Origin of the sequence: Pseudomonas aylmerensis (assembly GCF_001702265.1) — a bacterium.
GTDB lineage: Bacteria > Pseudomonadota > Gammaproteobacteria > Pseudomonadales > Pseudomonadaceae > Aquipseudomonas > Aquipseudomonas aylmerensis.
Genome location: NZ_MAUE01000003.1, coordinates 40,921 through 52,208 on the forward strand (window position 1 = coordinate 40,921; position 11,288 = coordinate 52,208).

General features: G+C 62.3%; 7 protein-coding genes and 1 pseudogene. 2 read left to right on the plus strand and 6 right to left on the minus strand.

All coding sequences use genetic code 11. The features are described from left to right. Positions 1-28: 28 nt before the first annotated feature. From selO to BBG20_RS33435, 5 genes and pseudogenes are all read right to left on the minus strand, one after another. Positions 29-1,492: a protein adenylyltransferase SelO gene (gene selO, locus BBG20_RS02625; protein WP_065899992.1), complete on the minus strand. Its 1,464-nt coding sequence runs from the start codon at positions 1,490-1,492 to the stop codon at positions 29-31. Between the two features lie 48 nt (positions 1,493-1,540). Continuing rightward, the gene (gene mscK / locus BBG20_RS02630) at positions 1,541-4,879 is read right to left on the minus strand and encodes a mechanosensitive channel MscK (protein WP_065899994.1); all 3,339 of its coding nucleotides are present in this window, start codon (positions 4,877-4,879) and stop codon (positions 1,541-1,543) included. A 49-nt stretch (positions 4,880-4,928) separates the two neighbouring features. Then, on the minus strand, positions 4,929-6,671 hold the full coding sequence (locus BBG20_RS02635) for a potassium/proton antiporter (protein ID WP_065899995.1): 1,743 nt from the start codon (positions 6,669-6,671) through the stop codon (positions 4,929-4,931). A 240-nt stretch (positions 6,672-6,911) separates the two neighbouring features. Further along, entirely contained in the window at positions 6,912-7,784 is an 873-nt protein-coding gene (locus BBG20_RS33430) for a methyl-accepting chemotaxis protein (protein WP_370694346.1), read from the minus strand. A 30-nt stretch (positions 7,785-7,814) separates the two neighbouring features. Beyond that, positions 7,815-8,537 (minus strand): annotated as a pseudogene (locus BBG20_RS33435) (MCP four helix bundle domain-containing protein); the annotation flags it as partial. Between the two features lie 277 nt (positions 8,538-8,814). On the opposite strand from BBG20_RS33435, the gene BBG20_RS02645 reads away from it, so the two are divergent. Both BBG20_RS02645 and BBG20_RS02650 read left to right on the plus strand, forming a co-directional pair. Further along, complete coding sequence (locus BBG20_RS02645; protein WP_012721849.1) at positions 8,815-9,045, plus strand: hypothetical protein; 231 nt, start codon at positions 8,815-8,817, stop codon at positions 9,043-9,045. Next, positions 9,042-9,335, plus strand: a complete 294-nt coding sequence (locus BBG20_RS02650) for a cell division protein ZapA (RefSeq protein WP_065899998.1) — start codon at positions 9,042-9,044, stop codon at positions 9,333-9,335. The genes BBG20_RS02645 and BBG20_RS02650 overlap by 4 nt, the downstream gene beginning before the upstream one ends. Before the next feature lie 3 nt (positions 9,336-9,338). Here the strand turns inward: BBG20_RS02650 and BBG20_RS02655 are convergent, their stop codons facing one another. Continuing rightward, positions 9,339-11,141, minus strand: a complete 1,803-nt coding sequence (locus tag BBG20_RS02655) for an acyl-CoA dehydrogenase (protein WP_065900000.1) — start codon at positions 11,139-11,141, stop codon at positions 9,339-9,341. Positions 11,142-11,288 lie beyond the last annotated feature (147 nt).

The following is an 11,288-nucleotide window of genomic DNA, read 5'->3' on the forward strand; positions in this document are numbered from 1 at the left end:
ACACGCCCGCTCACTACAATAGTAGCGCCTACGACGAACAACTGATTTCCAAATGCTTGCCCCAATCCGGCGGGCGCTGCGCGTATTGTTCCATACCCGCTTGCTCCTCGAACGGCTTGGAAAGCACCTCGTGCAGCCGCCGCACTTCGCTGTAGTCGCCGGACTCGGCGGCGGTGATGGCGTTTTGTGCGAGGTAGTTGCGCAGAATGTACAGCGGGTTGACCGCATGCATGCGCGCGCGTCGCTGTTCTTCAGTGTATTCCCCGTCCCTTGCAACGCGGGCTGTGTAGCGTTCGGCCCAGGCGTCGAAACCGGCCAGGTCGACAAAATCATCACGCAAGCGGGTCACGGCCAGTGCCGCTGGTTCATCGCCCAGGCGACGGAAGAACAGGGTGTAATCCACACCGCTGTTCTGCATCAGCTTCAATAAGCGCTCGACCAGCGCCTGATCATCGTCCTCGGCGGTGGTCAGCCCCAGGCGGCGGCGCATCAGGTCCAGGTAGTGGGCCTGATACAGCGGCAGGTACAGGCCCAGCGCTTCCTTCAAGGCATCGACGCTGATGAACGGCGTCAGCGCCTGCGCCAGGGCGCTGAGGTTCCATTGGCCGATCGGCACCTGGTTGCTGAAGGAATAGCGCCCTTCATGGTCCGAGTGGTTGCAGATGAAGTGCGCGTCAAAGTCGTCGAGAAATGCAAACGGCCCGAAGTCGAAGGTGATGCCGAGGATCGACATGTTGTCGGTGTTCATCACGCCGTGGCAGAAGCCGTAGGCCTGCCATTTGGCGATCATTTCGGCATTGCGCTCGACGATCTCGCGGAACATCGCCAGGTATGGCTCGGGCTGCTCGCGGCACTCGGGGTAGTGCAGGTTGAGCACGTGCTCGGCCAATTGCGCCTGCTGTTCGGGCTTTTTGGTGTAGTAGAAATATTCGAAATGGCCGAAGCGGATATGGCTGTGGGCCAGGCGCAGCACCATTGCGCCGCGCTCCTGTTTCTCACGCCACACCGGGGTATCGGAGCCGATCACGCAGAGGGCCCGGCTGCTGGGAATGCCCAGCGCGTGCAGCGCTTCTGAGGCCAGGAACTCCCGAATCGACGAACGCAGCACCGCGCGCCCATCGCCCATGCGCGAGTACGGCGTCATGCCGGCGCCCTTGAGGTGCAGGTCCCAGTGCTCGCCGGCCTGGTTGTACACCTCGCCCAGCAGCAGCCCCCGGCCATCGCCCAATTGTGGCGTGTAGCCACCGAACTGATGCCCGGAATAGACCATCGCCCGCGGTTCCGCCTCGGCCCACAGCTTGTGGCCGCCAAACAGCTCGGCGAACACCGGCGTTTCAGCCACGGCCGGGTCGAGGTCGAGCAAGGCCATGGCGGCATCGCTCGCCACCACAAGGCGCGGCGCATCGAGGGGTTCAGGCAGGACGTGGGTTGAGAACGCGTCGCCCAGGCGTGCGAAGCGGTTGTCGAAGGTCAGTTCGTCGAGGGCTTTCACCGGCCATCTCCAGCAGAATGTCCGAGCATTCTGCTGGGGATAGGGCGTTTAGTCGAGTTTACCCGGCGGCGGTTCTTGCACGCCGCCGTCGTTGGCGGGTTTGGCCGGGGTGTCGACTTCGACGAGTTTGTATTCCTGGCCGTGGAGGTTCTTCAGGTAGACCTCCATCTGGCGGAACGAAATGTTGATGTGCTCTTTCTTGAACTCGCGGTTGATGAAGCGGTTCACTTCGTCGATCACCGGGTTGCGGTCGCCCAGGTCGCGCACGTGCATGCGCAGTTCGTGGTCGAGGGTGCTTTCGCCGAAGTTGAGGAAGTACACGTGTGGCTCCGGCTCCTTGAGCACTCGCGGGTTCTCGCGGGCGGCCTTGAGCAGGAGTTCCTTCACGCGGTCCAGGTCGGAGCCGTAGTCCACGCCAAGCTTGAGGGTGACGCGGGTGATGGTGTCGGTCAGTGACCAGTTGATCAGTTGCCCGGTGATGAAGGTCTTGTTCGGGACAATGATGTCCTTGCGGTCGAAATCGGTGATGGTGGTGGCGCGGATGCGGATCTTGCTCACTGTGCCCGACAGGTTGCCGATGGTGATGGTGTCGCCGATCCGCACCGGGCGTTCGAACAGGATCATGATGCCAGAGATGAAGTTGGCGAAGATTTCCTGCATCCCGAAGCCCAATCCCACCGACAGCGCCGCGACCAGCCATTGCAACTTGTCCCAGCTCACGCCGAGGGTCGACAGGGTCGAGACAAAGCCGACGCCGGCAATCACATAGGACAGCAAGGTGGTGGTCGCGTACGCGCTGCCCTGGGCCAGGTCCAGCTTGGACAGCACCAGCACTTCCAGCAAGCCGGGCAGGTTGCGCGCCAGGGCGAAGGTGATGCCGACAATGATCGACGCCCCCAGCAGGTCGCCGATGCTGATCGGCACCATGCTGATATTGGCGCCGGTGCCGCTGGTGTATTCGTAGAGCGTGACGTTGTCGAGGTAGGAGAACACGGTGATCAGGTCTTTCCAGACCCAATACAGCGCCGCGATAAAGCCGCCGAGCAAGGCCAGGCGGATCAGGCGCATGGATTGTTCGTTGACCTGCTCGATGTCCAGCGTCGGCTCTTCGATCACCGCCTCGCCGTCGCCGGCTTCCTTGGCGGCCTGGCGTTTGGCCAGGGCGCGTGCGTAAGCCAGTCTCCGCGCGGCGACACCCAGGCCGCGTACGAACGTGGCTTCGATCACCAACCAGAACATCAACAGGTACAGGGTGTTGATCAGCCGGTCGCTGAGTTTGAGCGCGGTGTAGTAGTAGCCGAACAGCACCGCGATAAACAGCGCGATGGGCAGGGCGGTGAATAGCAGGCCCACGGCTTTGCGAAACAGCGAGGCTTTTTCATGCGTCGGGCTGTTCAGCAACAGGCGCCCCAGCAGCCAGGCCATCAGTGCGTAGCACAGCAGCACCACGCCGATGCCCAGCACGTCGTCGGCCAATGCCGCCGGTTGATGCTCGGCAATTGCCACCACCGCCACCAGGGCCAGCACCACCAGCCCGAGCTTGCGCACCCAGCCCTGGAGGAATTCGACCTGGGGTTTCTCCCAACGGAAGTGCAGCTCGGCCACGCCGCCCGGCGCGAGGATGCGGTAGGCGGTGTAGAACACCAGCCACGCCTGGGCGATCTGCAGCAAGGCTGCGCCGAGGTTGGCGTTTTGCCCACGGGCGTCAATCTGCAGCGCATACCCGCACAGCGCCAGGCCCAGGGCTACCGGCATCGCCAGCAGGATATTGATCAGGATGGCCTGCGGCGTGTGCCACTGGCTGTCGCGCTTGAAGTGACCGATGTCCAGGTGGACCTTGTTCAGGCGCTGGTACAGGGCTTTGCGGCGCCACAACAGCGCGCCGATCAACAGCAGCAGCGGCAGGAACAGCAGCGGACGCTGGGTCAGGCCGTCGTACAACTCGCTGACGCTGGAAGCCCAGGGCAGGGTGGTGACTTGCTTGCTCAGGTGCGCCGGTAAGGTTTCCAGCCACTCGGTGTCCAGCGGCTTGTTGCTGGGGATCCAGAACATTTGCTCATCCAGCGTCGCGCGCAGGGTGGTGGCGGTGCTGAGCAGTTGTTTCTGGTTCAGTTGCAGGGTGATGGATTCGTTCAGCAGCGCGCTCAGCTCACGGCTCAGGCGCTCCAGCAGGTCGCTGCGGGTGATCGCCAGCTCCAGCAGGGTGCGACGCAATTGTGGCGTGACGTCTTCCGGTGGCTGGTTGGCCAGCAGGTTGTCGACGTAGGTGCTCGGGGAGCTGATCAGCTCGCGCTGCTGGTTGACCTCGAACTGGTACAGGCGAATGTTGGCGATGTCATCGGCCAGGTCGCGGTCCACCGTCAGGCGCGGCAATGCCTGCTTCTGTTTGTAGAGAATCTTGGAGAGCAGCAGGCTGCCCTTGAGCACGTTGATCTGCTCGTCCAGCGCCGAATCGCTCTGGGTCACAGTGTCCAGTTGCTGCTTGGTCTGCAGGTTTTTCTGGGTCAGGTCGTTGAGGCGGTCGGTGCTTTTGAGCAGGTAGTCGGACAGTTTCAGGTTGGCCGCGCTCTCGGTGGCCAGCAGGCTGCTGCCGCCGGCCTTCTGCGCCTCGATGGACTGCTGGGTTACCGTCTGCTGGGACTGGGCCAGGCGTTTCTGGTTGATCAGGGTTTGCAGGTCCTGGATTTCCTGCTCCAGGCGCGCGGTTTTCTCCACCACCAGGTCGTGCTGGCTATTGCCCAGGTCTTGCAGTTGGCTGTTGCCGGCCAGTTCCTGGCGACGCAAAGGGATCAGCGCATTCAGGGCGGCGAGTTCGGCGTTCAGTTGGTTGCGCTGGTCGCCGCTGATGGTTTTGCCATTGTCCTTGCCGGCCTTGAGGATCGCATTGATCTGCTGGATGCGCGTCTGGCTGTTGCTGATTTCGGTCTGGGCGCGCTCGGGGCGGGTCTGGGCGGCAATGGTCAGGCTGTTGGCGTCGGCCAGCTCTTTTTGCAGGTCACCTTGCTGGGTGGTGCGCTGCACGAGCAGTTGTTCCAGCTGTGGCACCGGCAGGCTGGCGTAGCGCTGGGCGACCGGGATGACCTTGGTGGCCTTGAGCCGGGTCAGCTCACGCTGGTTGTCGGTGGTCTGGCGCGGGGCGTCCTCCAGCTGGCGCTTGAGGTCGATGAGGCGCTGCTCGTAATCCTGCTTGTTGCCCAGGTAATTCAGGGTCTGCTGCAGGATCGACTGCAACGCCTTCATGTCGGCGTCGGGCAGCTTGCGATCGGGCAGCTTGTCCAGGGATTGCTGGATGGCGTCGGCGCTGGGCGGATCGGCGGCGTGTACGCTGCCGACACAAAGGGTCAGGCCCAGCAGGGCAGTGGCGAGAAAAGTGCGCAGGATTGGCATAGAGACCGGTCGAGCAAGGTGAAGAATCGGGGCGTTGTCGCCCCGCAGTTTAGAGGAAGAGTCCGGGACCCGGGCGACTTCCTTCGGGGAATCTGACGCCGACTTTGCCGATCTTGTTCCCGTCCATGACCGCGACGGTCCAGATGGTGTTGTTCCATTCCACCTGGTCGCCCACCACCGGCGCGCCGCCGACTTTCTGGGTGATGAAGCGGCTGAGGGGCATGTCCGGGTCGATGCCTTCGAGCTTGAGGCCATACAGGGCGGAAACCGCGCCCAGCTGGGCGTCGCCTTCAAGCACGAAGTCGCCGAAGAAGCGCAGGTCCAGGCCGCGTTGCGGTGCCTGGCTGAACAGTTTGCCCAGGGCTGGCAGGTTGTGTTCGTGGCCGATCACACAGAGCAGGTCGTCGACTTCCAGCACCGTACTACCCGACGGATGGAGCAGTTGCTGGCCACGGAACAGCGCGGCGATCCGCGTGCCTTCGGGCATTTTCAGCTCGCGCAGGGCTGCGCCGATGCACCATTTTTCCGCGCCCAGGCGGTAGACGAACAGCTCCCACTCGCTGGTGACGTGCACTTCCAGGGCCGCGCGCGAGATGGGCGCAGGGTCCGGCGGTACCGTCACTTTCAGCAGCTTGGCCACCCATGGCAGGCTGGTGCCCTGCACCAGCAATGACACCAGCACGATAAAGAAGGCAAGGTTGAAGTACAGCTGCGCATGCGGCAGGCCGGCCATCAGCGGGAACACCGCCAGGATGATCGGTACCGCGCCACGCAGGCCGACCCAGGCGATAAAAGCTTTTTCGCGACCATGGAACGCCTTGAACGGCAGCAGGCCGACCATCACCGACAGCGGCCGCGCGAACAGGATCATCCACAGCGCCAGGCCCAGGGCCGGCAGCGCGATCGGCAGCAAGTCGTGGGGCGTGACCAGCAGGCCCAGCACCAAAAACATGCCGATCTGCGCGAGCCAGGCCATGCCGTCGAGCATATGCAAAATGCCATGACGGCTGCGCACCGGGCGGTTGCCGATTACCAGGCCGCACAGGTACACGGCGAGGAAGCCGCTGCCGTGCAGGGCGTTGGTCAGGGCGAACACCACCAGGCCGCCGGCGATCACCAGGATCGGGTACAAGCCCGTCGCCAGGTTGATGCGGTTGACCATCTGCAGCATCAGCCAGCCGCCGCCCAGGCCGACGATGCCGCCGATGCCGAACTCGCGCACCAGGTGCGTCAGCAGGCTCCAGTGCAGGCCGGTCTGGCCGCTGGCGAGCATGTCGATCAGGGTAACGGTGAGGAACACCGCCATCGGGTCGTTGCTGCCGGACTCGATTTCCAGGCTGGCGGTGACCCGCTCGTTCAGGCCCTTGCCGCCCAGCAGCGAGAACACTGCCGCGGCATCCGTGGAACCGACGATGGCGCCGATCAACAGGCCCTGGATGATATTGAGGTCAAACAGCCAGGCCGCGGCCATGCCGGTGAGGCCGGTGGTGATCAGCACCCCGACCGTGGCCAGCGACAACGCCGGCCACAACGCCACGCGAAAACTTGCGACCCGCGTGCGCAGGCCGCCGTCCAGCAGGATCACGGCCAGCGCGAGGTTGCCCACCAGGTAGGCGGTCGGGTAGTTATCGAAAATGATGCCGCCGCCATCGACGCCGGCGACCATGCCCACGGCCAGGATGATCACCAGGATCGGGATGCCCAGGCGGGACGAAAGAGAACTCACCAGAATGCTTGCACCCACCAGCAACGCGCCGATCAAGAACAGGCTGTTGATGGTCGTCGCATTCAAAGGCAGTACTCCATGAGTAAACAAGACGGGGCGCAAACTGACCATGCAGTCTGCGTGCCAGCGATTCTAACCTGTTGAATTGCTGCGCTGTCAAAAAGGTTTTGTGGCGCGATGAAGATCAAATGTGGGAGCTGGCTTGCCTGCGATAGCATCGCCTCGGTGAGCCTGATTCACCGAGGTGCCTGCATCGCAGGCAAGCCAGCTCCCACAAGGGATCAGCGCTGCCAGGAGGGCTTTGGTTCAGAGCCTGAACCGCCCCACCATCCCATTCAAATCCACCGCCAGGCGCGACAGCTCACTGCTCGCCGCACTTGTCTGGCTGGCGCCGGTGGCGGATTGCACCGACAAATCACGGATGTTCACCAGGTTACGGTCCACTTCCCGCGCCACTTGCGCCTGCTCTTCCGCCGCGCTGGCGATCACCAGGTTGCGCTCGTTGATTTCCACGATGGCGGTGTTGATGGTGTCCAGCGACATCCCCGCGCCCTTGGCGATGTTGAGTGTCGATTCCGCACGTTCGGTGCTGTTGCGCATCGAGTCCACCGCGTGCTCGGTGCCGGCCTGGATGCTGCCGATCATCCGCTCGATCTCGCTGGTGGACTGCTGGGTACGGTGGGCCAGGGCGCGCACTTCATCGGCAACCACGGCAAAGCCACGGCCGGCCTCCCCGGCACGCGCGGCTTCAATGGCGGCGTTGAGGGCAAGCAGGTTGGTCTGGTCGGCCAGGCCGCGAATCACGTCCAGCACCTTGCCGATATCCCGGGACTCATTGGCCAGGTCGCCGATCAAGGTAGCGGTGGCTTGCACGTCGCCGCTCATGCGCTCGATCGCGCTGACGGTTTCCTGTACCAGGTCACGCCCGTCGCCGGCGGAAGTTGTGGCATTGCGCGAGGCTTCGGAGGTGCTCACCGCATTGCGCGCGACTTCTTCGACGGCGCTGGTCATCTCGTTGACGGCCGTGGCGGCCTGTTCGATTTCGTTGTTTTGCTGGGTCAGGCCGCGGGCGCTTTCGTCGGTCACGGCGTTCAGCTCTTCAGCCGCCGATGCCAGCTGGGTGGCGGAGCCGGCGATACGCTGCAGGGTGTCGCGCAGCTTGTCCTGCATCTTGGCCATGGCCGCCAAAAGGCGCCCGGCTTCGTCGTTGCCGTCAATCTTGATCGGCCGCGTCAGGTTGCCTTCGGCGATTTCTTCAGCGGCGCCCAATGCCTGGGAAATCGGCAAGGTGATGCTGCGGGTCAGCAGCCAGGCGAACAGCAGGGTCAGCGCGGTGGCGATCACCAGCAGGCCCACCACCAGGTCAAAGGCCAGGTCGTACTGGTCTTCGGCTTGCTGGTTGGTGGCCAGGGCCATCTTGTTATTTATGTCCAGCAGGCGCGTGAGCACCGCGTTGACCTGCTCGGAGTTGCTCAGCAGTTCGGTGTTGAGCAGGCTGCGCAACTCGTCGACCTGGTTGGCGCGCGACAGGCTTTTCATGCGCTCTTCGATCTGATGGTACTGGCCGAGCAGGCGCACGTATTCGTCGTAGGTCGAACGCTCCTCGCTGCTCTCGATCAGCTTCTCGTAGACCGCCTGGGCCGTGCGGATCTGCTGGTTGCGCAGCTCGAAAGCCTCGAGGGTTTTTTGTTGCACCTCCGGCTCGCGGTTGGTCAGCAAGCGATAGGACAGGACCCGCAGGCGCAAAGTGAGTTGGGTGAACTCATCCAGGGCGCGAATGCTCGGCACGCTGGACAGCGTGATGTCTTCGGTGGCGCCACGGATTTTGCTCATCTGGTTCAGGGCGAACACACCGAGAAACAACATCAGGGCACCAATCAGCGCGAAGCCGAGGAAGGCCCTCGGAGCAATATTCATATTACGAAGCGACATGCGGAAATCCTGGGGAGAAGCGCGATCCGTGCGGTCATGAGACGGGGTGTCCCTCTCTATCGGACGTACGACTAAAGTCTAAAGGGCGCTGTGCGTTTTTGTCGCACCTGACGAGGGGTTGCGCTGATTCAGGAACCAGATGGGGGAAATGCAGTCACTAAGGCTCGAAAGCGTGGCCCGGCCCTTAAAAAACGGGCTACGCGCCGGGGATAACCCTGGCATCCGAGGTGAATTTTCTTTATCGTCACCGCCCTTTGAAAAAGCCCGAGAAATCAAAATGTTAGAAGCATCCCTCAGCCAACTGGAACAACTGGTCAGCGACCTGGTACAGCAGAATCAGGATCTACTGGGCAGCAACGAATCCCTCAAGGCCGAACTGGCTCGCGCCAAGGATGAGAACGACAGCCTGCAATTGAACCTGATGGAACAGGAAGAAAAGCATGGCGCCACCGCCGCGCGTATCCAGGCGTTGGTTGAGCGCGTGAGCGCAGGGCCTGTCAGCGCATGAATGAAGGGATAAAGGTCGTTTCGATTCTCGGAGAGGATTACTCGATCAAGGCACCGGCAGGGGAGGACAAAACCCTGATGCACGCCGTGACCATGCTCAAGGCGTCCCTGGCCACCACCAAGAAAAAGTACCCGACCCTGATCGGTGACAAGCTACTGGTGCTGGCGGCGCTTAACCTGTGCGCCGAGCAGATCGAAATGCAGCAGGCTCACCAGCAGGAACTCGACCGTTACCAAGAGCAAGTCAGCGCCACGGTCGATGTGATTTCCAAGGTGATCGGACAACCTTAGGGGTCAGAACCACTCATCCTGCATGCCGAGGCACGTGTCATCACGTGCTTCGAGAATCGCCAGTTCATGATGGCAGCTTGGTACTTCCCAGGTCAGGAAGTACCGAGCGGCCTGGAGCTTGCCTTTATAGAAGGCCACATCCGCCGCATTGCCCCTGGCCAAGCCTTCCTCGGCGCGAATCGCCTGTTCCAGCCAGCGCCAGCCAATCACCGTATGCCCGAATACCTTCAGGTACAGCGCCGAATTCGCCAGGCTGCTGTTGACCTTGCCGTGGGCGAGATCCGTCAGCAGGCCGATGGTCACGCTTTGCAGGCGGCTCACCAAGTGCTCCAGCGGTTCCCTGAGTGGGGTGAGGCTTGGGTATTGCTGAGCACGCGCACCGGTTTCGGCGATCAGTCTGATGAGTTGCTTCAAGCCCGCCCCGCCGTTCTGTGCGAGCTTGCGCCCGAGCAAATCCAGGGATTGGATGCCATGGGTGCCTTCATGGATCGGGTTCAGGCGGTTGTCGCGGTAATACTGCTCTACCGGGTATTCACGGGTGTAGCCGTGGCCGCCGAGAATCTGGATCGCCAGTTCGTTGGCCTTGAGGCAGAACTCCGAGGGCCAGGATTTGACGATCGGGGTCAGCAAGTCCAGCAGTTCGTGGGCGTGCTTGCGCTCGGCTTCGGTTTCCAGGGTGGTGGTGTCGTCGAACAGCCGCGCGGCGTAGAGGCCCAGATCGAAGGCGCCTTCCACGTAGGATTTCTGGGTCAGCAGCATGCGTTTTATGTCCGCATGCTGAATGATCGAGACCGGTGCGGTGGTCGGATCCTTGCTGTCCGGCAGGCGTCCCTGCGGACGCTCGCGGGCGTACTCCAAGGAATAGAGGTAGCCGGCATAACCGAGCATCACCGCGCCCATGCCCACGCCGATGCGTGCCTCGTTCATCATCTGGAACATGCAGCTCAGGCCCTGATGCGGCTTGCCCACCAGGTAGCCGACACAGTGGCCGTTGTCGCCGAAATTCAGCGCCGTGGACGTGGTGCCGCGCCAGCCCATCTTGTGGAACAGCCCCGCCAGCAACACGTCGTTGCGTTCCCCCAGGCTGCCGTCGTCGTTGACCAGGAATTTGGGCACGATAAACAGCGAAATGCCCTTCACCCCAGGCGGCGCGTCCGGCAGCTTGGCCAGCACCATATGCACGATGTTTTCCGACAGCGGATGATCGCCGCCGGAGATGAAGATCTTATTGCCTTTGAGTCGATAGCTACCGTCAGCCGCTGGTTCTGCGCGTGTACGAATATCCGACAGGGATGAACCGGCATGTGGCTCGGTAAGGGCCATGGTGCCGAAGAAGCGGCCCTCGATCATCGGCTGCAGGAAGCGTTGTTTCTGCTCCTCGGTGCCGAAGCTTTCAATCAGGTTGGCGGCGCCCATGGTCAGGAACGGATACGACGTGGACGCGGCGTTGGCCGATTGGAAGTGCGCGAAACAGGCTTGCGACAGCAGGGTAGGCAGTTGCATGCCGCCCGCTTCGAAACTGCGCGCCGCGTTGAGAAAGCCGGCTTCGAGGAACGCATCCACCGCCGGCTTCACTTCCGGAATCAGGATGGCCTTGCCGTCTTCATAGCGCGGTTCGTTTTCGTCGTTTTTGCGGTTGTGCGGTGCGAAGTACTTCTCGGCAATGCTGCGCGCGGTACTGATGGCCGCGTCGAAGGTTTCGCGATTGTGCTCGGCAAACCGCTCGCGCTGGGTCAGGCCCTCGGCATCGAGGACTTCATACAGCTCGAAAGCCAGATTGCGGGAACTGAGCAGCGTCTCGGACATGGCGGCTTACCTTTGAAAAGTATGCCGCAGTCTAGAAGCGCTGATAAAAAGGGGGAAGGAACATAGATGGGGGTGATGGGAGGACACAAGCTTCAGCTACAAGCTACAAGCTACAAGCTACAAGCTACAAGCTACAAGCTACAAGCT

Bases quoted from the DNA above. Each gene is read 5' to 3' on its own strand.
- mscK (WP_065899994.1), bottom strand. From the start codon at position 4,879: ATGCCAATCCTGCGCACTTTTCTCGCCACTGCCCTGCTGGGCCTGACC.
- BBG20_RS33430 (WP_370694346.1), bottom strand. From the start codon at position 7,784: ATGGCCAAGATGCAGGACAAGCTGCGCGACACCCTGCAGCGTATCGCC.
- BBG20_RS02645 (WP_012721849.1), top strand. From the start codon at position 8,815: ATGTTAGAAGCATCCCTCAGCCAACTGGAACAACTGGTCAGCGACCTG.
- BBG20_RS02650 (WP_065899998.1), top strand. From the start codon at position 9,042: ATGAATGAAGGGATAAAGGTCGTTTCGATTCTCGGAGAGGATTACTCG.
- BBG20_RS02655 (WP_065900000.1), bottom strand. From the start codon at position 11,141: ATGTCCGAGACGCTGCTCAGTTCCCGCAATCTGGCTTTCGAGCTGTAT.